The organism is Fischerella muscicola PCC 7414 (genome assembly GCF_000317205.1).
Classification (GTDB): domain Bacteria; phylum Cyanobacteriota; class Cyanobacteriia; order Cyanobacteriales; family Nostocaceae; genus Fischerella; species Fischerella muscicola.
In genome coordinates this window covers 37,727-62,439 of record NZ_AJLK01000113.1, presented here as the reverse complement: position 1 = coordinate 62,439, position 24,713 = coordinate 37,727, and the positions used below count along the sequence as shown (strand labels likewise).

Here is a 24,713-nt window from a genome sequence, read left to right as displayed (position 1 = left end):
TCAGCTCGACCACATAAGTTTTGAGGAGTTGCGAGGGGTTAGATCCCCGACTTTTTAAAAAAGTCGGGGATCTGGCCAACCTATCAAAATCAATGTGGTGAAATAGTAGACCGAAAAGTTCTGTTTGATTCTTTAAGACTAAAATTTCTCTATAGCGGTTTGTAGTTGAGTGCCATACAGGGAAAAAGTGTAGACGCGCTCATAGGTTTGCCGCAGGGTACATAGATGAGCGAAAAAAACGAACACAGATGTACACCGATGTACACCGATGTAGACGTGTGCATAGGCTTCTGGCAGGGTACATAAATATACACTGATAAATTTGTACTTCATCAAAATGAGAAGCGCTATATACCGCGATTACTGTACTCTTGGCGAACCCAAAAACTGTTGAGTAGGCATTCCGGAGAAGTTGGTTGAGAGGCAAAATAAATCTCCGGCGTAGAACCCCTGTTGAATCTCAGTCTGGCTCAACCCAACTGACGCAGAGGTGATGTAAAGGTCACTCAAGTTGCTGCCCCCGAAGACGAGACTAGTAGGGCGCTGCACTGGCATTTTTACCCGCAGGATTTCTTGTCCTGCTGGATTAAAGCAGGCAATGCACCACCCATCCCACAGTGCAGACCAGAGATTGCCTTGGCAGTCGATCGCCAGTCCATCCGGTTCTACGGTTTCGTTACTAAGGTCAACTAGGATGCGGCGATTGGCAATGGTTCCTGTTTTTGCCTCAAAGTCATAGGCATAGATTTGGTGTTGGGCGGAATCAGTTAAGTAAAACGTTGATCCATCGGGACTCCAGCCTAAGCCGTTGGAGATTGTTAGCCCTGTTTCCATGACGTGTAGGGAACCATCTGGATCATAGCGGTAAAGTGCCGCCTGTCCTGGTACTTCGCTGACAGAACCGATCCAAAAGCGCCCTTGGGGATCGCATTTGCCATCGTTGAAGCGGGTGTCGGGATGGGGAAACTCAATCTGGTATAAGGTCGTGATTTCGCCCGTGGGGATACTGAGAAAGGCAAGGCGATCGCGCAGCGCCAGCAGCAGTCGATCACTGTCTGCTAGAGCGATCGCACTAACCATATCGCCTGTATCGAAATAGCGATCTTGCCCAGTGGCAGGATCAAACTGGTGGACTCGGTGATTATAAATATCAACCCAAAAAAGTTGCTGGCGCTCAACATCCCACACAGGACATTCGCCTAAGCGGGCACGGGCAGTAAGTACATTTTGAACTGATTGGCTCATGAGGTTGCTACCAAGTTCTCTGGGAGTTGGTTTGCACTATTATCCTACGCATAAAGCTGGTATTCACGCCCAAAACCATCCGGTTTACCTCACTAACTCCTCAATGGAGAGTCGCCATCATAGATGTATGAATCAAAAGTCAAAAATCAAGGGCGATCAGGGGAGATTAAAAATGGCTGTTATTCGTTGGCAACCTTTCCAAGAAATTGATCCTTTACACCGTCAAATGGATCGAATTTTTGACGATATGTTGAAAGTAAAGCGTCAGCCAGAAATGGCTTGGAAACCAGCGGTTGAACTCCAAAATACGAATGATAACCTAATTTTGCGGGTTCAAATTCCTGGTGTGGAAGCAAAAGACTTAGATATTCAGGTAACAACAGAAGCAGTTGCGATCGCTGGTGAACAACGTTACGAGAACAAAGGTCATATCCGTTCAGAGTTTCGTTATGGTAAATTCCAACGAGTAATTCCTCTACCAGTAGCAATTCAAAATGACCAAGTGCAAGCAGAGTACAAAAACGGTATACTGACACTGACATTACCTAAAGTTGTTGAAGCGCGTCAGAAGGTAGTCAAAATCAATTTAGCAGATAACACTACCGAGCCATTTGCAACAACCCCAACTGAAGAATCTCAAGCTGCTTAATTAGCTTGATCAAATCAAAAGTTTGCCTCATTGGTTGGTTTGTGTGACATGAATTCACCGCCTTCGTTTTCTAGAAATTCAATTCTAGACCGCGAAAGCGGTTTTTTTATGATTAGTAGTTAGTGGTGAGTCAGCGCGCCCCAAGGGGGTCCCTCCCCCAACCCCAAAGGGGGCCCCTAGCCCCCAATCCCCAACGCCAGGTGCTTTATGCCGGGAAACCCGTCCACCGCACTGGCTCCTCCCTGTCGGTCGTGGGGGCCGGTGAGTCCCCCATGAGCGACTGACGAACCCGTAGACACGTAGTGGCTTAAGGTAAGGGTAGGGTTAGTAGTTAGTGGTTGATGGTTGTTTGTTGTTTGGGTGGAATGTTGGACTCAATTTAAAATAAAGTAGAGATTTCTAAGTTTTGACTGTGCTGTCTTCTGCTTTACCAACAATTAACATCCTCAAACAACCTACCAGTTCTGCTTGGGTAGAACAGGCAATATCCAATTTAGATATTATCCTCCTCGACCATGCTCAATGTGAACGCAAAGCTGCTGGTGTGGCGTTAAACTTGATATTTCGCTATCCTTCTAATGCCAAGATGGTGCGGGAACTAACCAAAATTGCCCGCGAAGAACTCGAACACTTTGAACAAGTAAATCAATGGCTAGAAGATAGAAATATACCCATGCGCCCCCTCACTCCACCTCCCTATGGTGCAGGTTTAAAAGCCCAAATTCGCTCCAAAGAACCCGATCGCTTTTTAGATTCTTTGTTGGTCAGTGGTTTAATAGAAGCACGTAGTCACGAACGCTTGGGATTATTAGCGACTCATTGCCCTGAGCCAAAATTAGCGAAATTTTATCATGGTTTGATGGCATCGGAAGCAAGACACTTCGGTACTTATTGGGTGTTGGCTGATACTTATTTTGACCGTGAAATTGTCACTAAAAGATTAGATGAGTTAGCAATTATTGAGAGTGAATTGCTAGTGAATTTACATCCGGAACCGAGAATTCATAGTTAAGAGTTATGATTACTGGTATCAATCACATTACTCTAGCTGGTAAAAACTTTGACGAACACCGATGATTTATCTGTGTGCATCTGTGTTTATCTGTGTTCGACATTCATTTATTTTTGTTGTGGCTGTAAGTTATCTCATGAGTCCGATATTTTTTGGGAAGGCGAACACCGATGCACACGGATGGACACCGATGATTTATCTGTGTACATCTGTGTTCGTTATTCATCGATTTTGGTTGTGGCTGTAAGTTATCTCATGAGTCCGATATTTTTTGGGAAGGCGAACACCGATGCACACGGATGAACACCGATGATTTATCTGTGTGCATCTGTGTTTATCGCATTTAGTTTATGGGAATACTAATTTCGTGAGGCAAAAGTGAATCTGCAACACGAGGCAAGTATAAATGAGTACCATAAATCACGCTCCTGTCATCTCCGGGTATGAAATTAACGAACATTTGTACACTGGTTCCAGAACTTTGGTATATCGAGGGATGAGGGAAAAAGATTCTCTGGCAGTGGTTATTAAGCTTCTTGCCTCTGAATATCCCAGTTTCAACGAATTACTGCAATTTCGCAATCAATACACCATTAGCAAAAATCTCGATATTCCCGGTATCATTCATCCCTTGTCATTAGAAGCCTATGGAAATGGTTATATTTTGGTGATGGCGGATACTGGGGGAATTTCTTTACGAGAGTACATCAAAAATACTACTCTGTCTCTGGAAGAATTTTTGGCAGTAGCAATCCAATTAACCAATATTCTCCACGATTTACACCAAAATCGCGTCATCCACAAAGACATTAAACCCGCGAACATTCTGATTCATCCTCAAACAAAACAAGTTCAACTGATCGACTTTAGTATCGCTTCATTACTTCCCAAAGAAACCCAAGAAATTAAAAGTCCAAATGGTTTAGAAGGAACTCTCGCTTATATTTCCCCGGAACAAACTGGCAGGATGAACCGGGGGATTGACTATCGCAGCGATTTTTATTCTCTTGGTGTCACGTTTTATGAGTTATTAACAGGAGAGTTACCTTTTATCTCTGATGATCCGATGGAGTTGGTGCATTGTCATATTGCAAAAATGCCGACACGGAGGAACAAACAAGAGATTCCCCAAGTATTATGGGATATTGTGAGCAAACTAATGGCGAAAAATGCCGAAGATAGATATCAGAGTGCTTTGGGATTACAGCACGATTTAGAAACTTGTTTGCGTCAACTAAAAGATACTGGCAAAATTACATATTTTGAAATTGCTAAGCGGGATTTGTGCGATCGCTTTCTCATCCCTGAAAAACTCTACGGACGGGAAGTGGAAGTGCAGGCGTTACTTGATGCTTTTGATCGCATCGCGGATGGCACGTCTGAAATGATGCTTGTGGCGGGATTTTCGGGTATTGGTAAAACGGCTGTTGTTAATGAAGTCCACAAGCCAATTACCCGTCAGCAAGGGTATTTCATTAAAGGTAAGTTTGATCAGTTTAATCGCAACATTCCCTTTTCTGCCTTTGTGCAGGCTTTACGGGATTTGATGGGGCAATTACTATCGGAATCTGATACCCAACTACAAACCTGGAAAACCAAGATTTTGGCAGCGGTGGGAGACAATGGACAGGTTCTAATTGAAGTTATTCCCGAACTAGAGTGGGTGATTGGCAAACAACCGATCGCACCCGAACTTTCAGGTAGTGCAGCACAGAATCGGTTTAATTTGCTGTTCCAAAAGTTCATTGAAGTGTTTACGACTGTAGAACATCCACTGGTGATGTTTTTGGATGACTTACAATGGGCAGATTCGGCTTCTGTTCAGTTGATCAAACTGCTGATGGGGGATAAGGGGTATCTGCTGTTGTTGGGGGCTTATCGTGACAATGAAGTTTCACCAGTACACCCATTCATCTTGACGGTGGAGGAACTGAAGAAAGCTGGGAAGACTGTCAATACTATTACTCTCGCCCCCCTTACTTTTGATGATACGAATCAGTTGGTTGCCGATACATTGCATTGTTCAACTCAGCGATCGCAACCTCTGACGGAATTAATTGATCGCAAAACCAAAGGTAATCCCTTTTTCACAACGCAGTTTCTCAAAGCGTTACACGAAGATGGATACATTAGGTTTAACCACGTTTCATCCCCCGTTGCGAAGGAAGGAGGGTGGGAATGTGATATTACCCAAATTCATGCGCTGTCTCTCACTGATGATGTGGTGGAATTTATGGCGCAGCAGTTGCAGAAATTGCCTAGCCAAACCCAACAGGTTCTCAAGTTAGCGGCTTGTATTGGCAACCAATTTGATTTAGCTACCTTGGCGATTGTTTCAGAAAAATCAGAAGCGGATGCGGCGGCGGCTTTGTGGAAAGCGTTACAGGAAGGATTGATTCTGCCGCAAACTGAGGTATATAAATTTTATTTTAATCACGATGAGCTAAGTGTAAATACAGAGAAAATCGAAAATGTCGCCTATCGGTTTCTCCACGATCGCGTCCAACAAGCTGCCTATTCACTGATTCCAGAAGTAGAAAAACAGTCAACACACCTGAAAATTGGGCGATTGTTGTTGCAGAATACACCAACAGACCAGCAAGAGGAAGGAATTTTTGCGATCGTTAACCAACTCAATTATGGAGTGGAGTTAATCGCGGAACCTGACGAACGAAAACATCTTTCTCGGTTAAATCTGATAGCTGGTTGTAAAGCCAAAAACTCGACTGCTTACGGCGCGGCGGTGGAGTATTTCCAAGTAGCAATGGATCTTTTACCAATAAATTCTTGGCAAAGCAGCTACGAGTTGACTCTAGCTATTTACGAATCTGCGGCTGAAGCAGAATACCTGAATACAAATTTTGAATCATCAAAATCTTTAGTAGATATTCTCCTCAAAAACGCTAAATCTCCCTTGGAAAAAGTTCGTACCTATGAGATTCAAATCCAATCTTATACGGCGCAAAATAAATTCCTGGAAGCGATCGCTACAGGTAAAGAAGCACTGCAATTACTAGACTTGACTTTGCCTGAAGACAGTAACACTCAAATGATTTTTGCTGAACATCAGCAGTTGCAGCAATTGTTGATGAATCAATCGATTGCTGCGTTGGTAGATATGCCAGAAATTACTAATTCAAAATACTTGGTTGCACTTCGTATTTTATCGGGTTTATTTGCCCCGGTTTATATAGCCAAACCGATGTTGCTGCCGCTGAAGATTTTTACCATGATCAGGATTTGTATCCAGCATGGCAACTCACCCCAGGCAGCTATTGCTTATAGTCTTTATGGATTATTCTTGTGTAGTATTGGTGCTATTGAAGATGGGTATCAGTTTGGTCGATTGGCGGTACAACTGTTAGATAAATTTCAAACTAAAGAACTTAAAAGTAGAGTTTATCTCACATATAGTCTGTTTATTAAACACTGGAAAGATGCAATTAAATCCACATTAAGTTTATTTTTAGATGGGTTGCAAAGTGGATTGGAAACCGGAAATTTAGAATATGTCGGCTATTGTGCTAATTGCTATTGTCAGTTTCTCTTTTGGAGTGGCGAAAACCTAGAAAATGCTGCCCAAGAAGCAGATAAATATTGCGACATGATGCAGCAAATTAAACAAGAAGTATCTTTGATTTGGGGAAATATCTGGCGGCAGACTGTGAAAAATTTGCAAGGCGAAGCTGTCAATCCCTGTCAATTAAATGGCGAGAATTTTAACGAGGTAGAGATGTTGCCGACTTTGATTGCAACTAACAATATTAATGGTATTTGTTATGTCTATCTCGCCAAATCACTGCTGGCTTATCTGTTTGGTGAATACGAATCTGCTTGGGAATATTCCCAAAAATTTGAGCAGTATGAACAGGGTGCAGCAGGCTTATTAATAGTTCCTTTGCGGAATTTCTATCAATCTCTGAGTTTGTTAGCCCTTTGTCATCAAGCAAATGAAGCACAGCAACAGCTTTATCTCCAGAAAGTTACCGAAAATCAAGCAAAAATGCAGGAATGGGCACACCATGCGCCAGTCAATTACCAGCATAAATACAATTTAATTGTGGCTGAACAAGCCCGTGTAAGTGGCGATAAGCTACAAGCCGCAGATTATTACGAAATGGCTATCCAAGAAGCGATCGCTAATGATTATGTTCAGGAAGCAGCGATCGCCAATGAACTCGCAGCCAAGTTCTACCTCGACTGGAACAAAGAAAAAGTTGCCCAAGCATATATGCAGGAAGCGTATTATTGTTACGCACGTTGGGGAGCAAAAGCCAAGACCAATGATTTAGAACAACGCTATTCCCAACTTCTCAAACCCATCCTGCAACAACGACGACTCAATCTCAATCCTTTGGAAACGATTGCGACTATCACCCGTAGTTCCACTTCTAGATCAACTCACACTTCCACTACAGGTAGCAGTAGTATTGCCGATATTCTTGATTTTACTTCTGTGATCAAAGCCGCTCAAGCAATTTCCAGCAGCATCGAATTAGAAGAATTAATTATTAACCTGACACGAATTATCTTAGAAAATTCTGGTGCGAAAAAAACCGTCTTAATTCTTATCCAAGAAAATACTTGCCAAGTAAGAGCAATTACTTTTATTAGCCACAAGAACAAACCACAAGGTGAAATCCAAAGTATTCTGGTTTCAGAATCAACCGATACTTGTGAATATATACCAAGAAGAATAATTAATTATGTCAAAAATACCCAAGAAACTGTTGTCATAGATAATTGTCAAACAGATATTCCTGGGCTAATTGGTCAATATATGCTCGAATATAAACCCAAGAGTGTATTATGTACCCCAATTATTAACCAAGGGCATTTAGTAGGTATTTTATATCTGGAAAATCAACAGACATCTGGAGTATTTACAAGCGATCGCTTGCAAGTAATTAACTTACTTTGCACTCAAGCAGCTATATCCCTAGAAAAGGCTCAACTATACACTAATTTACAGGCAAGTGAAGCCCGTTTTTTACGACTTGCAGAAAATGCCCCCGGTATGATTTACCAGTTCCAACTTTCTCCAGAAGGTATCGCTAAATTTAACTACATCAGCCCTGGATGCTATGGGATTTACGAAGTTTCACCAGAAGAAGCAGTTGCAGACGCTAACAGATTACTTTCCTTGTCTCACCCAGAGGACATAGCCCATTATCAAGAGACTGTAGTAATTTCATCTCAAACTTTACAACCTTGGCAATATCAAGGACGAATTATTACCCCTTCCGGTAAAGTCAAATGGGTTGAAGCTGCATCTCGTCCAGTCAAACAAACCGATGGCACGATTATTTGGGATGGTTTGTTATTAGATATCACAGAACGTAAACAAGCAGAAGCTGCTGTTAAACAAAAATCCCAAGAATTAGAAAAAGCATTACAAGATTTACAACAAGCCCAATTACAAATTATCCAAAATGAGAAAATGTCTGCACTAGGTAATTTAGTAGCCGGGGTAGCCCATGAAATGAATAATCCTCTCGGCTTTATTTTTGCTACGCTTAAACAAGCTAAACCCATCGTTGCCGATATTAGCGAACACCTGAAATTATATCAAGTAACTTTACCCAATCCCAGCAAAGAAATTATTGAACATGCCGCAGAAATTGACTTGGACTATAGCTTAGAAGACTTGCCGAAGATGATAGATGCAATGGTGATGGCGTGCGACAGATTGCAAAATATCAGCACTAGTTTAAGAACTTTTTCCCGTGCCGATAAAGATTATAAAGTTGCATTTAACATCCACGAAGGTATCGATAGTACAATTTTAATTCTCAAACATCGCCTTAAAGCCAATGAACAACGTCCAGCAATTGAAGTTGTTACAGAGTACGGAAAGTTACCTCAAATAGAGTGTTTTCCTGGACAATTAAATCAGGTATTTATGAATATTCTGGCAAATGCGATCGATGCTTTAGATGAAGCAAGTACAGGGCGTACTTTCGAGGATATGAAAGCAAATCCTCACAGAATAACAGTTAAAACCTCAGTCGAAAATAACAACGTGAAAATATCAATTGCTGATAATGGTGAGGGGATGAGTGAAGATGTGAAAAACCGCATATTTGACCACTTATTTACTACCAAAGGGGTTGGTAAGGGAACGGGATTAGGGTTAGCGATCGCACGACAAATTGTGGTTGACAAACATGGCGGGACAATTGAGGTTAATTCTGTTTTGGGAGAAGGTACGGAGTTTGTAATTTCGTTACCGATCAATGGGGAGGTGGGGAGTGTGGGGAGGTGGGGAGTGTGGGGAGGTGGGGAGGTGGGGAACTCGGGGCCCCCACTCCCCCAAGGGAGTGGGGATTAGGGGCAGTGGGGAGGTGGGGGGATGGGGAGTAGTGAACAACTAACTACTAATGTACAGACGCGATTAATCGCGTCTGTACCCACTAACCACTAACTAATGACAAATGACAAATAACTACAATGAATAGTTATTACAAAGATTTTTTGATTCGTGATTGGGAAGAAGGCGATCGCATTCCTGCTTCTGAAGTTATTCGGTGGGTGTTAGCAGAATATGGTTTAGGTTGGGAACCTGATGGTGCTGATCGGGATGTGTTGCAAGTGGAAGAATGTTATTTAGCTACGGATGGGGAGTTTTGGGTAATTGAATACCAAAATCAAGTTGTAGGTACGGGGGCATATTATCCCATAAAAAGGGGCGAAAAAGCTGTAGAAATTAGGAAAATGTATCTTGTGCCGAGTGTTAGGGGTGTGGGGTTGGGGAAATATTTGTTACAAGAGTTGGAAGGTGCGATCGCCAAGCGTGGTTTTCAGCAAATTTGGATTGAAACTGCCAGTGTTTTAGCTGAAGCAGTTAAGTTATATGAAAGCAATGGTTATCTACCAACAACAGGTGTAGAGACAACACGGTGCGATCGGGTTTATGTGAAAGTGCTAGCGAGTATTTTTGATGCTGGAGGGTATGGCTGTTAATTATCTTAAGAGGTGCGATCGCATCAGCCTTGTTTGGATTTAGAAGAGAGGGGTGCCCGCTAGGGCGGGGTGAGGTTTTTGATCATAAGCAACTAACAAACTTGATATAGGTTGGGCAACCGTTCAGCTTTGACACCTACCAGGCTACCCAAACCAGTTTGATTTTCGGATGTCGTCGCCGACATCGCAGGAACAGGTCTGGACTCTTCTTTGGCACGCTCGACGCATTCCCATACGCCGACTCTGGCACAGAAGAGCGCTCGGCGCAACGAAACAGACCACCCGAAACCCGATGTTGTTGTTGTCGTTGTCTGGGTTGTTCCTGTTACGATTGGCAGAACGGCAATTTTCAGGATTGTTGTTCCAAGAACCACCGCGCAGCAGCCGGAGTTGCCTGTCCCTTCTTTACTCCCTCGTCCAAGCGAGTGCAGCAAATATCTGTTGACGCAACTGCCAAGTATCTCCATGCTCTAAATGAGCATACCAACTCTGAATTGATTGGGATACTTTCTCTTGGCTAATCTTACCGTGAATGTAGTCAAGTTGCATTTTTCTCAATCTGCGTTTTGCCCTTCGCAAGTTTTCTGCACGTACTCGGATGCGGTCTGGCAAGATGCGAAAACCAACAAAATTAGCGCCGTGCTTTGTTTCAAATAATTGACTTTTTACCGGATGAATTTTGAGTCTTAACTGAGCTAAATACTCTTCAATAGCTAATCTTACTTCGGTTAAAAACCCCCTGTCATCCGAAAATAAGGCAAAGTCATCGACATAACGAAGATATTTTTTTACTTGGAGTTGTTCTTTAACAAAGTGGTCAAAAGTGTTGAGATAGACATTCGCAAAAAATTGACTGGTAAGATTTCCAATTGGTAAACCCCGACGTCTTTGTACTGGTGTTAATAAATCATCTGATTTAAAATACTCAATTGCTGCTAACTGTTCGTTACTGTTGTCGATGATAGTATCAATTAACCAGAGAGTATCCTGACATTTAATTTTTCGGCGGAGTAGATTTTTCAAAATTTCGTGGTCGATGCTGGGAAAATATTTCTGAATATCACATTGAAGTACATAGCAACTACTACGAGCAAAATGAGTAAAGCGATGTAAAGCGCGATGAGTACCAAATCCTAACCGATTAGCGTATGAATCAGAAATAAATGTGGGTTCAATTAAAGGAACAATAACATTACATAAAGCATGATGTACTACTCTATCACGGTAAGGAGCGGCAGAAATCATGCGACTTTTTGGTTCTTTAATAAAAAAGGTTCTATAAGTACCAGGTTGATATGTTTTCTTAGTTAATTCCTGCTGCAATTTTGTCAGTTCACCTTCTAAATTATAGTTGAAAGCTAACACTTTTTCTCTAAATCTTTTACCCTTTTGTGCTTTTCTCGCTGCTACGAGGATATTGTCAAAAGCAGCAATTTGAGAATAAAGGTTGCTGTAGCGTTTCATATTATTTTAACTTATTCTGCTGTTTAATCCATCCACCTAATTCCAGACCAATTTCATTGATTAATTTTCCTGCATATTCATATCTATGTACTGGAATTAATTTAAAATCAAATAACAGACGTGTTTGATAACGTAAAATATCTAATTGACTATTTAACGATTCTAATTTATTTAGCTTATCCTTAGTATAACGAGCAATGATTAAACCATCTAATAAATCGTACAATTCATTAATTATTCTGTTTGCTAAAGTAAATTTATGAGAATTGGGCAGACCGTTGAGGATTGGAACGTACCATTTAATTAAATCATAGGTTTTTTGAATAATTGATAATTCTTCCATTGATTTTTAATAAGAATGCAAAACAGACTTTATATTCTAAAAATTGTATTTTACACACTTTTAAAGTAGAATTAAAAAAGAATAATTTGAGTTTTATCAAATTTAAAAAAATTTTAGATCGCTCCGCTCCGCTACGCTTAGAAAGGGCAAAAAGAAGAAGGGGAAAGGGTAAAAGTGCAAAAGTGTCAAGGGCTATTTAGTCCTCGGCGCAACGAAACAGACCACCCGAAACCCGATGAAGAGGTCGTCGTCTGGGTTGAGCCTGTTACGATTGGCAGAACGGCAATTTCCAGGAATGTCGAACCAAGAACCACCGCGCAGCAGCCGATAATAATTATCATTATCATTTTCATTTTCACTTAGCCAAGCTCTGCCATCTGTTGGCGCTCCTTGATAGTTTTCATGCCAGGTATCTTGACACCACTCCCAGACATTCCCGTGCATATCGTAAAGTCCAAAGGCATTAGGTGGAAAACTATCTACAGGAGTGGTTTGCTCTCGATATTCTCCCTTGGGAGCATTACCATAAGAGCCTGACCATTTATATTCTCTGATATCTGTACCTCTATAATTTGCTAAGTCTGTCGTAATCGTCTCACCAAAATGAAATGGCGTAGTCGTTCCTGCGCGACAAGCATACTCCCACTCAGCTTCACTGGGAAGGCGATAATCACGTCCTGTTTTTCGCGCCAGTCTAGCACAGAACTCGACAGCATCATACCAAGTCACGCATTCTACCGGGAGACGATCACCTTTAAAAAAAGAAGGATCTGACTTCAAATCCCGTTCTACTTTGGGTAATGCTGCGACTACTCGCCACTGCGCCTGAGTAATGGGATATTTACCGATAAAGAAGGGTTGAACAGTGACTTGGTGTTGGGGACGTTCATCATCAGTACTTCCTTCTTCATTTTCTAGTGCGCCCATAGTAAAGCTTCCACCAGGAATAGCAACCATTTCTAAGGTGACACCATTGCCAAGATTTTCAGTGAAATATTCGGCTTGACGTTTGTCTCGCCTAATTTCTTTACCTCTGTCGTTAACAGTGATGATCTCAAACTGAAAAATCGGTAATTGATTTTTTGGGGTTGGTGTGTCTCCTCTTGAGGAAGTGACAGGTTGAGTAGTTGATGAAATTACAGTTTCAGGGTTTGGATGTGGAATCGGTTGTCCTTGACCTGAACCAATTCTTTTAATCGCATTAATCGCCTGTCGGTCTGCGCTCGAAACTGCTAACACTCGAATCCATAATTGTTCAGCTAGTTCTAGGTTTCCTTGCACTTCAGCTTCAAATGCATCGGTTTTGAGGATAGCGACATCTTTTAGGGTTGCTTGCTTGGGTAAAAGAATCAAATGCAGCTTGGTTGCAGGATCAACAACAGTGTATGGAGTTTGTCTAGGCTGATTGTAGCGACGATTTAGTTCTGGAACAGAATTATACAAGTGTTGGTTGAGCCGTTCAACAGTAGCACAATTACCCTCTCCTTGTATCCGCAAAGCTTCTAGCAAGACATGAGTGAATGATCCTTGATTTAAAGCTTCAATTTCGTAGGCTTTCTCTTGAGGACTGCAAGAATAAAACGTGATCACTCCTGGATGTTCTTTACCAATTCCTAAACCGCCTCTACCTCCTTCATTACGGCAAGCATCTAAAAACAAGACTACATTATCAGCCCCACTGCGGCGCAATCTTTGGGTAACATAATCAATTGGGATTGCCGTATGTTCTACATCTCCTGGATCACTATCCAAAAACATGAGATAGTCACGGTCATTTTCACGACAACCATGTCCAGCAAAGAAAAACCAAAGATTATCTCCTGTTTCCAACAGTGGTTTTTCAAAGTTTGCCCGTAAAAAACGGCGAAAATTACCGTAGGTAGGCTGAGTTGGTATCGGCGGATTAGCTTTGTAGATGTCTACTTGATAAATCGTGGGAGAATCTTCGGTAAACTTCAAAACTGCATCAAACCTGGCTTCATCTTGGAACCAAGTTTCCATTGCTTCAGCATCTCGCTTGGCACACTTGAGTTGCTGAAGATTATTGTAATTGTTTATGCCGACAACGATCGCCCAATTCCTACCCATGCCCAATTCCTACCCATATTTAATTACTAATAGTCCGCCAAACTAACTTTGCGGCGTTTGTAGTGAGGACTTTAGTCCTCAAATATTCAAGCACTAAAGTGCTGACTATGAACGTCGCTTGAATTTGAAAGTCATCGCACCCTTACCTCCCGCTTTTCCACCAACCCCAAACAGGCTGATTTTTCCTTCGCCATTAATTTCTACAGATAACTCCACCTCCTCAAGTTGGATTTTAGAATTTGGCGGGTCCGCTTCTTCAAGAATTTCTCGCATCGCCTGCAAAAATCCTGACATTTCCTGCTTGAGTTGGTCTACTTCCACAGCTTTATACCTGGTGAACTTGAATTCTGTCGTTTCCGTAACTTCTGCACCAAGTATTCCGCCTAAATCACGACTGCTTCTTGCACCAGTAGTCGTAGTTTCCACAGAAGTAGCAGTTTCAGCAACTTCTTCAGTAATAATCCAGATTTGTTTTGGAGTTGGAATTTCTGTTGACATAGTTTGTTGATTAGTGGGTAGAGACGCGATAAATCGCGTCTGTACAATTAATTACGTCTGTGCGATAAATCGCCTCTGTGCGATTAATTGCCTCTGTACATTAGTGATTAGTGTCCCATTTAACAAGACTAATCCAAGTATAATATTTTTTTAATAGAAATTATTGAAACGTCCCATTAAATGGGATTAAATAGTAATAGAGAAGGGCGATCGCTCACCCTACATATATTTAGAGAAATATTTGTTACAAATAACCAATGATCAATGACTAATGACAAATGATCAATTGGAAAAACCTACTCAACCTCTTTCTCCAAGAGAATTGTCCTTTGTGCCAACGTTCCACCTCCCAAGAACTATGTCCCAACTGTATTCGCCAACTGCAAAAATGTCATAATCCCAACACACACTCTCTGCCGATATTTGCTTGGGGTACATATAGCGGTATCCTCAAACGAGCGATCGCTACAATGAAATACGAAAATCACCCCGAAATCGCTCGTCTGTTGGGTCAATTATTAGCACAAGCATGGCTATCACATCACGGGTGCGATCATAATTTAGTAGTTGTTCCGATCCCACTTCATGCTCAAAAGCTCAAGCAACGTGGCTATAATCAAGCTGCACTCATAGGTCAAAGCTTTTGCGAAGTAACTGGGTTACAATTAAAAAAACATGGCTTAGAAAGAATTAAAGTAACTCAAGCACAGTTTGACTTATCTGCATCAGAACGAGAAGAAAATTTAAATGAAGCCTTTGGATTAGGGAAAGACTTTTGTCTGCGTCCAAAAACTCCAGTGCTATTAGTAGATGATATTTACACTACAGGTGCAACTGCCAGGTCTGCTATGCAGATACTTCGTGAAAGTGGGATAAGTGTTTATGGTTTAGTAGCAGTTGCCATCAGTGTGAAATCAGTCAACAGCAAACATTTATCACCCTGATACACCCTGATAATTGATAACTGATAACTGAATCATACGTGGGCAAGCTGTGCCAGAGACAACTATAATTGGGCCAATCACGCTTAGTTTGTGGGAAAACTTTTAGGGATGAGAAGTCAGGCTTTTGTAGTGAGTTTAAAACAGATCGCTTTCATTCCTGCCTCTTTGCTGGCAATTGGTTTAAGTTCAACAGCAGCTTTTGCTCAAGTTAATAAGTTGTATAACCCAATTCCTCTACCTGGCAGTTATGAAGTTTCCGATACGCTGTCAGAAAAAGATATTCCCACAGGTCAGGGTGGATTTGCCCGTGATTATATGGTAACTCTGAAAAAGGGCGATAATCTGGCGGTTGATCTTAGTTCTGAAAGCTTTGACAGTATTGTCACTTTACTGGCTCCAGACGGCACGACAGTAGCAGAAAATGATGATGGTCCTGATGGTAGCAGTAATTCCTTGTTATTCACCCGCATTACAGAACCTGGAACTTACATTGTTCGCGTCCGGTCTTTTGGCGAAACTGGAGTAGGAGGTTTTAAACTCAAAGTAACGCGATTACAACCAGTCAAATAATTTAGGATTTAGATTTGAGCATCTAACTAGTGGTCTAAGTCGAGATCCCCGACTTTTTAAAAAGTCGGGGATCTCGCGGATCATCATAAATTAATGAAATTAACCACTAGCGCTCATTCGCGCCAGCATAATATACAAAAAACATCTACTTGATTTGTGTCTACCGTTATTTTAGTTGCTACAAATGATACCATTTCACGTTGATCACGATACATTTAAATCCTGTACCAGACGTGCCACGGCATGTCTGGTACAACACAAATGTGTTTCACGTTTAAAGGGAATGGGTATGACTTTTACTTATCATCGCACTGTTCGCTTTCAAGATACTGATGCTGCTGGGGTAGTTTACTTTGCTAATGTTTTAAGTATTTGTCATGAAGTTTATGAAGAATCTTTAGAAGCATCTGGTATTAATCTTAAGGAGTTTTTTAGTAATCCACCAGTAGCTTTTCCTATTGTTCATGCTAATGCTGACTTTTTTCGCCCAATGTTTTGTGGTGATAAATTAATCGTTAGTTTAATGCCACAAAAACTGAGTCTTGAAAAGTTTGAAATCAACTACGAAATTGTAGTAGCAGATGTAATGGTAGCTAAGGCGTTTACTAGGCATGTTTGCATTGATGTGACTAGCAGACAAAAAACAGAGTTACCTCAGCAGATGATTGAATGGTTAGAAGTAAACGCACCAGACGCAGAGAAAGCAGAGAGAAGAAAATCGAGAGAAGCGATTTGAAAACTTAAAATTCTCATGTATAAAAACTCTGCTACCTGGTGCGTCTACCTCTGCGTCCCTCTGCGTTGCAAAATGTTATCTAAAGCTATTGCCCGTAACTGCTGGCGGTTAATTTTACCCTGAGAATTGCGGGGTAAATTTTCCACAGAAATCCAGTATTTAGGAAGTTTAAATTTACTAAGTTTATCTTTGAGTAAATTTTGAATTTCTGCTACAGAATAATTTAAGTTTTTAGGAACATAAATAGCTGTTACAGCTTGTCCCCAATATTGATCTGGAATGCCTACAACACAAACATCACTCACCATTGCAGTTGCTTTGATTGCTGATTCTATTTCTGTAGGGTAGACATTTTCTCCACCTGTGATGATTTTATCGCTGTTACGCCCTACTATATTTAAATAACCATTGTTGTCTATAAAGCCGATATCATCTGTAGAAAAAGTAGGGGCTAGGGGCTGCTGGTTAGCAGCTAGGGGATAATAACCAAGGGCTAAAGATTCTGATTGAATAGTGATATTTCCTGCTTGGTTAGTATTTAATATATCACCTTTATCATTGCAAATTATAACTTTGGCATGAGGAAGAATTTGACCACTATTAACTTTCCCATTGAGAAAATCATCTGGTTTGAGTGTAGCAATTTGAGAAGCAGTTTCTGTCATACCATAGGTAAGAGCAAGGCGGATTTGGTAATATCTCGCTTTTTCTAAAATTTCATCCCAAGCTGGCGCCCCTCCTATAAGCACTGTTTGAAATTGGGATAGCCATGTTGTTAAATCTGAATTTTGCAGCAAACTTTGTAGCTGAGTTGGTACTAAAGATATGAAAAATTCTGCTGCTTCAAATTGATTTAATTGATACTCTGCTATTTCTTTAAAAGGTGAAATTACCAATTTACCACCAGTGGTAAAACAACGCATAAATTGCATCAAACCGCTGACATGATATAAAGGCAATACACAAAATGAATTGATTTTTTCTAGTTGAAAATATTCTGTAAACCCGCGTACTGAAGCTGTGAGAGTTTCCCAGGTATGAACAGCAAATTTAATCTTGCCTGATGAACCTCCGGTGGGAATCATGATATGTGGGTAATTAAAAGATAGGGAGATAGGAAGATGGGGTGTAGACGCACAACCGGCTTCCCGTAGGGTAGGGGTGATGGAGGAAAGTTGTCTCCCTATCACCCCACCGCCCCACCTCCCCATCATTGCAGCTGTTCCCCAAATAATATCTGGCTGCACTAAATCAAATACTTGTTGCCATTCCTGTTTTGCCCAATTAGGATTACAAAGAAAAACAGGACATTTAGCAGTCACAGCAGCGATTAAACCTGCTAAAAATCGCGTCGGTTCGCATTCAGCTAAAATGATTTTTGGTAGTGTTTGGCATTGGGAAAATTGCGTTAATTCTATATAACATTGTTCAGTTAACTGTGGCAGTTCATCACTGCGATCGCACACCAAAGTAAAATTTCCTAAAAACTCCATTTGTGGCTGGTTGTTGGTGGTTGGTTGTTGATGGTTAGTAGTTAGTGGTTAGTAGTTAGTTGGTAATTCCTCCACCTCTCATACTCCTCACACTCCCCCATCTCCCCACCCCCTCATCCTCAACAAAATAGTGATTGATACCAAAACCCATTGCCCGGTTGTGTCTCGATAATTCTACTGCTACTTGCAGGGCAGCTTTTCTACCAATGGCAGTTTCAAATACAGAAGAAAACACTGCATCAATTTCATGCTGCTGGCAAAACTGACGGAGGCGAGATGGGGAACCGGCGATTCCTGGTTTAATGACAAAAATTCCTCGCCAACCTTGTTGAAAGCAGTACTTTAGCTGTGGGAGTGTAGCAACAGACTCATCTAAAGCGATCGCTGTTTGATAGCGTTGACTCAACTCCAACATTACCGGAAATTGATCTACACATAGGGGTTGTTCGAGAAATTCAATATTGACTTTGAGGCGATCGCAACTCTCCAACCACAACTTTGCTTCCTCTTGATTCAATCCACCATTAGCATCTAATCGCAGTTTTGCAGAGGTTGGTAAGCTTTGCGTGAGTAAATCTAAAATTTTTAGTTCAACAGGCGTAGGATAAACCCCGATTTTCCACTTAAAAGTAGAATACCCCTGCTGCCACAAATTTTCCCACGCTTGTAGTGCTGCTTCTCCTGCGGGTAGTAAAGCGCTGTGGGTGAGGAGGGGATGGGGGGAGGTGGCCGGATGGGGTGATGGGGAGGTGTGATGGGGAGGTGGGGTGATGGGGAGGTGTGATGGGGAGGTGGGGTGATGGGGAGAAAGAAGAATTCTTTTGTCTCCCATTCTCCAACTATTCCACTCTTTCATTTCCCAAAGTGCTGATTCAAATCCAAATTGACAAGCCGGTAATTGATCGGGAATGGAAAAAATTGTTTCCTCTGTAATTTCTTGTGGTAGGTGACAACAAAAATCCCAAGCCTGTGCTAGGGTTTCGGAACCAAACCAGCTAATCGGCGCTATTTCTCCCCAACCTACTTTGTTAGTTTCGTCTGTGAGGCGAAGAATAATACCTTCACGGATCTCCCAGACACCGTGACTGGTAGCAACTGGGTGTACAAATTTTCGTTGGTAAGGACGAAAGTCAAATTGATAATTCACTACCTCTAGATCAAATAAATTTCGTCATTTGTAATGACAAATGACCAATGACTAAGGATAATCACCACGAGTCAGTTTCAAAATCAAATCGCGTTGTCAAAGCAGAAATCCCACACCAAACAGCAAGCAACACCAAAAATGGACGGCGACGGCGATGAATTTACAGTTACTGACTTGTTCTGGGTTGTGATGATTTTGCTGGACGTGACGGCATAATTTGATCGCGAAGGGTAAACTCACCCAACTCAGTAATGTCCATGTGGGAAAAATTGCTGTGAGTACAAATACCAAGGTGAGGGCGTAAATGCTAGCAGTAAACCAACTAAGGAGTTGTGCGCCTCTTTGAGTTCCCAGGCGGACAATGGGCGATCGCTTCCCTGCTGCTAAATCGTCTTTAACCTGGTGAAAGTGCGAACAGTACAAAATTAGAGTTGTGGCGATACCAACAATCGCTGAAGCCGCTAAATTCTGTAGTGACCAACTTTGAGTTTGGCTGTAGTATACTGCCGCCATGCCAATTGGCCCAAAGGCAAAAAAGCACAAGACTTCCCCCAAACCCTGGTATCCTAAACGAAAGGGAGGACCTTGGTAAGCGTATCCCAAAGCACAGCAGACCATAATTAACCCAATTACAGTCCAGTCATGTTGCCACCAAGCGATCGCTAGTATTCCCAGCAAGCCTAAACATAAAAATATATTTCCTAACCAAAATATTAATAGTTTGTTACCAGTTAAGTTCACTAAAGAATGATGTTTATTTTGATCAATTCCTGTCTCAGAATCAAAGACATCATTGCTGAGGTTTTCCCATGCCAAAATTAAAATTGCCGCAGCTAAGAAAACAGAAAAAACAGCCCAATTCCAAATTTTTGTTTCCGCAAATGCAACAGCCGTTCCTACCCAGATGGGCATAATTGCAACACTGTACATCGGCGGTTTGATTGCCGCCATCCATAATTTATTTTTGGCATTATTTTTGGGATATGAAATCAGATTTGTAGTCATCAGTCGCAATTAATTATATTGTTAGCACTTTCTTATGTCCAAAATTTCTGGTTTTATCCAGTCTATCTACAGGTAACATCTCAAGAAAGATTTTTCTACGTTTGCGATTAATTTCTTGCTAATGCCACAATCTGCACCACAAAGCTAGACTATGCCACACATGGTATTGCAAAACCATAATTTGGCAGAGCCAACACGCTGGTGAAACAGCGACTGTTTGTGTTACCTGTAGAAATACGACCATGATTTATCACTGTTTAGGAAGATTACTTCAAAAAAATTTACTATTTTTAGATCCATGACAGTTTCACCATGTGCCGCTGACTTTTGTGTATATAATAGGGAACTATACCAATTTCTTGTTGCTGCTCAGCGGAAGAGTAGAAAAAGTAATTCCACCCAAATTGCCAGTATTTCGCTAGAAATTAACTTGGTTGACCCCTTGGTAGTACTTAATAAACTGGCACAACCACATCAACTAAATTTTTATTGGGAAAACAAGGGCAAAAAAGAAGCGATCGCTGCAATTGGTGCTGTAGCAAAATTACAAATAGAGGGCAAGGAACGGTTTAGCAAATCTGAAGGATTTATCAAGTATTGTTTAAAAAATATAATTAATTTTGGCAGCACAGAAAGAAGTTTTTCCAAACCTCTATTTTTTTGTGGTTTTAGTTTTTTTGATATAAATCAACAAGAAAATTATCCATTTCCAGCAGCTACCGTTTTTCTTCCTCATTGGCAAATAGCTGTTAAAGAAGAATGCTGTATCTTAGTTGCCAATTTTATCATCCATGCTGACGTCAATATTGAAAAAATATTGCAGATGCTCTGGAGAAAAATTGAAATTATTCACTCTTGGGAATTTTATTCTCCTCACCAAGATTTTCAAGAGCCAAAGTTTAGTAAAAAATCCGTTGCTAATCCAGAAAAATTCAAACGTTCGGTATTGTCAGCATTAGAAACGATTCGCTCTACCCATGTCAGTAAAATTGTGCTAGCAGATGCACTAGACGTTAGATCCAATACCCCATTTAATTTGTTTAATTCCCTCCATAACTTGCGACAGCTACATCCGAATTGTTATATTTTCTCTACAAGTAACGGCAAAGGACAAAACTTTATTGGTGCGAGTCCAGAACGTTTAATCTGTATTCACAACCAACAATTAATCACCGATGCTTTAGCGGGTAGCGCAGCACGAGGTAAAACACCTGCGGAAGATGCTACCAATGCTGATCGCTTACTCAACAGTGAAAAAGAAAGACACGAACATTCCCTAGTAATTGATTTTATTACTCAACGCCTCTCACAACTAGGTTTATTACCGCAAATATTACCGCCCCGCTTGCGACAATTATCTAATATTCAGCACTTATGGACACCAATTAGTGCCATAGTTCCTGATGAAGTGCATCCATTAAAGATAGTTTCCCAACTCCATCCCACACCAGCAGTTGCAGGTACTGCGCCAGATGCAGCCTGTGTGGAAATTCGTCGTTACGAAAGCTTTGAGAGGGGTTTATACGCTGCACCCTTGGGATGGATAGACGCAGATGGTAACTGTGAGTTTATTGTTGGTATTCGTTCCGCACTCATAGATGGCGATCGCGCTAGACTTTACGCTGGTGCTGGTATTGTTGCAGGTTCTGATCCGGAAAAAGAACTGGCTGAAATTCAACTCAAGCTGCAAGCGTTGCTGAAAGCATTAGTTTAATAGGACTTACACACCAAGTTTGTCCCTTGAGACTGGGTGTAAGGGTGTAAGGGAAAGAACTTGCTTGGAAATCAAGATATAAGTGAGTCAATAGGTGTTTACTTTTTCCCTACATCCCCATACCTCTACCTTGAAAATTTTAGGCGATCGCATCGTACCTTATTTTTTGTCCTGTGTTTTTTGAACTGCAAGTATACAACACAAATGTGAAATCGAACATATCAATGTATTAGTAAAATATATCATAAGTATTTATCGCCTTCTCCACAGCCAAAAGTGCCAAACTGGCAACTAAGGCTACTTTTTTTTATTTATTATCTCAGGTAATATATTGAAGAAGCTTAACCAGCGGTGCTAAAAGCACTACCTACCATTTACCGATCTCAATTTAAAATTACGTAACAACTTAGGAAGCACAATAACATTAAGTAACCAATCTATGCTGTTTCAAAATTAATTGTGCTTTCCTCATTTTCTCGTGCAACTCACACATATTTGAACAACACTTTTGTTTGTGTCTTTGTGTCTTTGTGGTGAAAAAAGAAATCCTATTGAACCACCAAGACACTAAGGCACTAAGTTGAATCAGGAAAAAGCGATATTTTATGCCAAATCCTTGTGAGTAAAAGATTTGGCATTAGCACCAGTGTAATTAGCGGCAATATGACCATCACCTGTTAATTGGTACTTGTATGTAACTAATCCTTCTAAACCAACAGGCCCACGAGGTGGCATTTGTTGGGTGCTTATTCCGACTTCAGCACCTAAACCATAACGGAAACCATCTGCGAAGCGGGTAGAACAGTTGTAGTATACTCCTGCGGCATTTACTAGTGCTAGGAAAGTTTCAGCCGCCTTTGCATCTTCAGTGACGATCGCATCGGTATGCTTAGAACCGTAATCATTAATGTGAGCGATCGCTTCTTCTAAAGAATCTACAATTTTAATAGCCAAAATCAAATCGCTGTATTCAGTTTCCCAGTCTGTTTCTGTAGCTAATTTGAGACTTGGTAGAATTTCGCGGCTGCGTTCATCGCCTCTTAATTCGACATTTTGGGCTTGCAAAGCCTCAGCAATTTTTGGTAGAAAATCCGCAGCAATTTCACTATGAATTAGCAAAGTTTCGATGGCATTACATGCAGCCGGATAATGTGTTTTGGCATCAACAGTTATAGTAATTGCTTTCTTTAAATCAGCGGCTTTATCTATATAGAGATGACAGATACCATCGGCATGTCCTAGTACAGGTATGCGGGTATTTTCCTGCACAAATCGTACAAAAGAATTAGAACCTCGAGGAATAATTAAATCTACATATTTATCTAATTTTAAAAGTTCTAAAGTTTCTTCTCTAGTTGTTAATAACTGCACCACATCTGGGTTAACAGCAGTTGCAGATAATCCCTGTTTAACTGCTTTGACTATAGCTTCACAAGAACGAACTGCTTCTTTGCCGCCTTTGAGAATAACGCCATTACCTGATTTGATTGCCAAAGCCACAATTTGAATTGCCGCTTCAGGACGTGCTTCAAAAATCACACCTAAAACTCCCAATGGACAAGTGATGCGCTTGAGAATTAAGCCTGTATCTAGTTCGCGGTGAATCTGTACTGCACCCACAGGATCGGCAAGTTTAGCGACATCTCTGACTCCTGCGATCGCATCTTTTAACTTATACTCATCTAACTGCAAGCGTTTATAAAGTGGTTTCGCAATACCTTCAGTAGCAGCAGCTTGACAATCAGCAACATTCGCTTGCAAGATTTCATCTTTTGCTGATTCTAAAGCTTGAGCGATCGCTTCGAGCGCTTGATTTTTGGCCTCCGTTGATAAAACTGCGAGTTTGAGTGCCGCCAAACGGGTTTTTTTAGCTATTGCAACTAGGTTTGATGAGTTATCACCAGAAATATTCATGCCACACAACAACCTAAATCTATGCCGTTTTCCCATCGTATCAATTTAGGGGAAGCGGGGAAAAACAATTAGTGGTTAATGGTTAGTGGTTGATAGTTGGTTGTTGGTGAGACCAGCCCCCCAAAAAGGCGGTCTCCGTCACGTAGACACGAAGTGGCTTAAGGTAAGGGTAGGGGGACTGGCGAACCCGTAGACACGTAGACGCGTAGACGCGAAGCGGCTTCCGCAGGTAGCGGCTTAAGGCAGGGTAGTGGCTTCCCGTCAGGGTAGGGTTGTTGGTTGTTGTACCAGATGTGCCATGGCACGTCTGTACATTAGTTAGTGGTTAGTGGTTGATAGTTAATTACCAATGACAAATGACCCATGACAAATTACTCTTAACTTCCTTTCACTAGCCAAACTGTCAAAATCAATTTGGTGAACTAGTAGTTAGTGGTTGATAGTTAATTACCAATGACAAATTACTCTTAACTTCCTTTCACCAATACTTCATTACCTTCCACTTTGGTTATGTAGGTAGCTAGAGGTTGATCTGCTGGGCCATTTGTCACTTTGCCATCGCTAGCAAACTTAGAACCATGACAAGGACAGACAAAAGCATTTTGGTCTTGTTTCCATTCCACAACACAACCTTTGTGGGTGCAAGTGGGGTTGACGGCAATGACCTTGGTATTATTACTAGGATCTTTAATGGCCAATACCTTGCCAGCAGTATTATCATTCAAGAGTTGACCGTTTTTGTCTAAATCTGCTACTGTGCCAACTACCTGAAAACCATCAGCACGCACGGGAGTGGTAGTTGATTGGGATTTTGTTTCAGAAGAACAAGCTGCAATGACTACAGGTAGAGAACTAGCTAAACTCCCCACACTTACCCAACCGATAAATTCACGACGATTCATAAACTGTTTTTCAGTGGTTTTTCACT

At 41.2% G+C, this 24,713-nt stretch carries 20 protein-coding genes and 1 pseudogene; 8 read left to right on the top strand and 13 right to left on the bottom strand.

Annotated elements, in window-relative coordinates:
* Positions 1–360: 360 nt before the first annotated feature.
* Positions 361–1,245 (bottom strand): SMP-30/gluconolactonase/LRE family protein, encoded by an 885-nt coding sequence (locus UYI_RS0117335; protein WP_016867910.1) that lies wholly within the window; start codon positions 1,243–1,245, stop codon positions 361–363.
* Between UYI_RS0117335 and UYI_RS0117330 the strand changes: the two genes are divergently transcribed.
* The 4 genes from UYI_RS0117330 (at position 1,244) to UYI_RS0117315 (ending at position 9,869) form a co-directional block, all read left to right on the top strand.
* Positions 1,244–1,894 (top strand): Hsp20/alpha crystallin family protein, encoded by a 651-nt coding sequence (locus UYI_RS0117330; protein ID WP_016867909.1) that lies wholly within the window; start codon positions 1,244–1,246, stop codon positions 1,892–1,894. The genes UYI_RS0117335 and UYI_RS0117330 overlap by 2 nt on opposite strands.
* Before the next feature lie 412 nt (positions 1,895–2,306).
* The gene (gene miaE, locus UYI_RS0117325; RefSeq protein WP_016867908.1) at positions 2,307–2,906 is read left to right on the top strand and encodes a tRNA-(ms[2]io[6]A)-hydroxylase; all 600 of its coding nucleotides are present in this window, start codon (positions 2,307–2,309) and stop codon (positions 2,904–2,906) included.
* Between the two features lie 406 nt (positions 2,907–3,312).
* Positions 3,313–9,237: an ATP-binding sensor histidine kinase gene (locus UYI_RS32840; RefSeq protein WP_081589241.1), complete on the top strand. Its 5,925-nt coding sequence runs from the start codon at positions 3,313–3,315 to the stop codon at positions 9,235–9,237.
* 119 nt (positions 9,238–9,356) lie between these two features.
* The gene (locus UYI_RS0117315; RefSeq protein WP_016867906.1) at positions 9,357–9,869 is read left to right on the top strand and encodes a GNAT family N-acetyltransferase; all 513 of its coding nucleotides are present in this window, start codon (positions 9,357–9,359) and stop codon (positions 9,867–9,869) included.
* Positions 9,870–9,961: 92 nt separating this feature from the next.
* Here UYI_RS0117315 and UYI_RS39035 read toward each other — a convergent pair whose 3' ends face one another.
* The 6 genes and pseudogenes from UYI_RS39035 to UYI_RS0117295 all read right to left on the bottom strand — a co-directional run bounded on the left by UYI_RS39035 (position 9,962) and on the right by UYI_RS0117295 (position 14,262).
* Positions 9,962–10,138: a hypothetical protein gene (locus UYI_RS39035; protein ID WP_235147965.1), complete on the bottom strand. Its 177-nt coding sequence runs from the start codon at positions 10,136–10,138 to the stop codon at positions 9,962–9,964.
* Positions 10,139–10,202: 64 nt separating this feature from the next.
* A pseudogene (locus tag UYI_RS40210) lies at positions 10,203–10,250 on the bottom strand (hypothetical protein); the annotation flags it as partial.
* A 24-nt stretch (positions 10,251–10,274) separates the two neighbouring features.
* Positions 10,275–11,333 (bottom strand): RNA-directed DNA polymerase, encoded by a 1,059-nt coding sequence (locus tag UYI_RS0117310; protein WP_016867905.1) that lies wholly within the window; start codon positions 11,331–11,333, stop codon positions 10,275–10,277.
* A gap of 1 nt (position 11,334) precedes the next feature.
* A complete protein-coding gene (avd, locus tag UYI_RS0117305; protein ID WP_016867904.1) occupies positions 11,335–11,676 on the bottom strand; it encodes a diversity-generating retroelement protein Avd in 342 nt (113 codons plus the stop codon).
* 192 nt (positions 11,677–11,868) lie between these two features.
* The gene (locus UYI_RS0117300) at positions 11,869–13,764 is read right to left on the bottom strand and encodes an SUMF1/EgtB/PvdO family nonheme iron enzyme (protein ID WP_016867903.1); all 1,896 of its coding nucleotides are present in this window, start codon (positions 13,762–13,764) and stop codon (positions 11,869–11,871) included.
* 105 nt (positions 13,765–13,869) lie between these two features.
* Entirely contained in the window at positions 13,870–14,262 is a 393-nt protein-coding gene (locus UYI_RS0117295) for a Pepco domain-containing protein (protein ID WP_016867902.1), read from the bottom strand.
* A gap of 278 nt (positions 14,263–14,540) precedes the next feature.
* On the opposite strand from UYI_RS0117295, the gene UYI_RS0117290 reads away from it, so the two are divergent.
* The 3 genes from UYI_RS0117290 to UYI_RS0117280 all read left to right on the top strand — a co-directional run bounded on the left by UYI_RS0117290 (position 14,541) and on the right by UYI_RS0117280 (position 16,512).
* Positions 14,541–15,206 (top strand): ComF family protein, encoded by a 666-nt coding sequence (locus tag UYI_RS0117290; RefSeq protein WP_016867901.1) that lies wholly within the window; start codon positions 14,541–14,543, stop codon positions 15,204–15,206.
* Between the two features lie 108 nt (positions 15,207–15,314).
* Positions 15,315–15,776 (top strand): PPC domain-containing protein, encoded by a 462-nt coding sequence (locus tag UYI_RS0117285; protein WP_016867900.1) that lies wholly within the window; start codon positions 15,315–15,317, stop codon positions 15,774–15,776.
* 289 nt (positions 15,777–16,065) lie between these two features.
* On the top strand, positions 16,066–16,512 hold the full coding sequence (locus UYI_RS0117280; protein WP_016867899.1) for an acyl-CoA thioesterase: 447 nt from the start codon (positions 16,066–16,068) through the stop codon (positions 16,510–16,512).
* Positions 16,513–16,556: 44 nt separating this feature from the next.
* Here UYI_RS0117280 and UYI_RS0117275 read toward each other — a convergent pair whose 3' ends face one another.
* The 3 genes from UYI_RS0117275 to menA all read right to left on the bottom strand — a co-directional run bounded on the left by UYI_RS0117275 (position 16,557) and on the right by menA (position 20,157).
* Entirely contained in the window at positions 16,557–18,005 is a 1,449-nt protein-coding gene (locus UYI_RS0117275; RefSeq protein ID WP_016867898.1) for a 2-succinylbenzoate--CoA ligase, read from the bottom strand.
* Positions 18,006–18,060: 55 nt separating this feature from the next.
* Positions 18,061–19,152 carry an o-succinylbenzoate synthase gene (locus UYI_RS0117270; RefSeq protein WP_016867897.1) on the bottom strand — a complete coding sequence of 364 codons (1,092 nt, stop codon included), beginning with the start codon at positions 19,150–19,152 and terminating at the stop codon, positions 18,061–18,063.
* A gap of 96 nt (positions 19,153–19,248) precedes the next feature.
* Positions 19,249–20,157 carry a 2-carboxy-1,4-naphthoquinone phytyltransferase gene (gene menA, locus UYI_RS0117265; RefSeq protein WP_016867896.1) on the bottom strand — a complete coding sequence of 303 codons (909 nt, stop codon included), beginning with the start codon at positions 20,155–20,157 and terminating at the stop codon, positions 19,249–19,251.
* Positions 20,158–20,455: 298 nt separating this feature from the next.
* On the opposite strand from menA, the gene UYI_RS0117260 reads away from it, so the two are divergent.
* Positions 20,456–21,871: an isochorismate synthase gene (locus UYI_RS0117260; protein ID WP_016867895.1), complete on the top strand. Its 1,416-nt coding sequence runs from the start codon at positions 20,456–20,458 to the stop codon at positions 21,869–21,871.
* Positions 21,872–22,474: 603 nt separating this feature from the next.
* On the opposite strand, the gene UYI_RS0117255 is transcribed toward UYI_RS0117260, so the two are convergent.
* The 3 genes from UYI_RS0117255 to UYI_RS0117250 form a co-directional block, all read right to left on the bottom strand.
* Positions 22,475–23,785: a glutamate-5-semialdehyde dehydrogenase gene (locus UYI_RS0117255; RefSeq protein WP_016867894.1), complete on the bottom strand. Its 1,311-nt coding sequence runs from the start codon at positions 23,783–23,785 to the stop codon at positions 22,475–22,477.
* 158 nt (positions 23,786–23,943) lie between these two features.
* Positions 23,944–24,090 (bottom strand): hypothetical protein, encoded by a 147-nt coding sequence (locus UYI_RS36895; RefSeq protein ID WP_157226358.1) that lies wholly within the window; start codon positions 24,088–24,090, stop codon positions 23,944–23,946.
* A 162-nt stretch (positions 24,091–24,252) separates the two neighbouring features.
* A complete protein-coding gene (locus UYI_RS0117250; protein WP_016867893.1) occupies positions 24,253–24,687 on the bottom strand; it encodes a QcrA and Rieske domain-containing protein in 435 nt (144 codons plus the stop codon).
* Positions 24,688–24,713 lie beyond the last annotated feature (26 nt).

Coding starts and splice junctions, on each gene's coding strand:
- UYI_RS0117285 (WP_016867900.1), top strand. CDS start 15,315: ATGAGAAGTCAGGCTTTTGTAGTGAGTTTAAAACAGATCGCTTTCATT.
- UYI_RS0117335 (WP_016867910.1), bottom strand. CDS start 1,245: ATGAGCCAATCAGTTCAAAATGTACTTACTGCCCGTGCCCGCTTAGGC.
- UYI_RS0117315 (WP_016867906.1), top strand. CDS start 9,357: ATGAATAGTTATTACAAAGATTTTTTGATTCGTGATTGGGAAGAAGGC.
- menA (WP_016867896.1), bottom strand. CDS start 20,157: ATGACTACAAATCTGATTTCATATCCCAAAAATAATGCCAAAAATAAA.
- avd (WP_016867904.1), bottom strand. CDS start 11,676: ATGGAAGAATTATCAATTATTCAAAAAACCTATGATTTAATTAAATGG.
- UYI_RS0117295 (WP_016867902.1), bottom strand. CDS start 14,262: ATGTCAACAGAAATTCCAACTCCAAAACAAATCTGGATTATTACTGAA.
- UYI_RS0117260 (WP_016867895.1), top strand. CDS start 20,456: ATGACAGTTTCACCATGTGCCGCTGACTTTTGTGTATATAATAGGGAA.
- UYI_RS32840 (WP_081589241.1), top strand. CDS start 3,313: ATGAGTACCATAAATCACGCTCCTGTCATCTCCGGGTATGAAATTAAC.
- UYI_RS0117280 (WP_016867899.1), top strand. CDS start 16,066: ATGACTTTTACTTATCATCGCACTGTTCGCTTTCAAGATACTGATGCT.
- UYI_RS0117255 (WP_016867894.1), bottom strand. CDS start 23,785: ATGAATATTTCTGGTGATAACTCATCAAACCTAGTTGCAATAGCTAAA.
- UYI_RS0117330 (WP_016867909.1), top strand. CDS start 1,244: ATGAGGTTGCTACCAAGTTCTCTGGGAGTTGGTTTGCACTATTATCCT.
- UYI_RS0117290 (WP_016867901.1), top strand. CDS start 14,541: ATGATCAATTGGAAAAACCTACTCAACCTCTTTCTCCAAGAGAATTGT.
- UYI_RS0117250 (WP_016867893.1), bottom strand. CDS start 24,687: ATGAATCGTCGTGAATTTATCGGTTGGGTAAGTGTGGGGAGTTTAGCT.
- UYI_RS0117275 (WP_016867898.1), bottom strand. CDS start 18,005: ATGGAGTTTTTAGGAAATTTTACTTTGGTGTGCGATCGCAGTGATGAA.
- UYI_RS0117300 (WP_016867903.1), bottom strand. CDS start 13,764: ATGGGTAGGAATTGGGCGATCGTTGTCGGCATAAACAATTACAATAAT.
- UYI_RS0117310 (WP_016867905.1), bottom strand. CDS start 11,333: ATGAAACGCTACAGCAACCTTTATTCTCAAATTGCTGCTTTTGACAAT.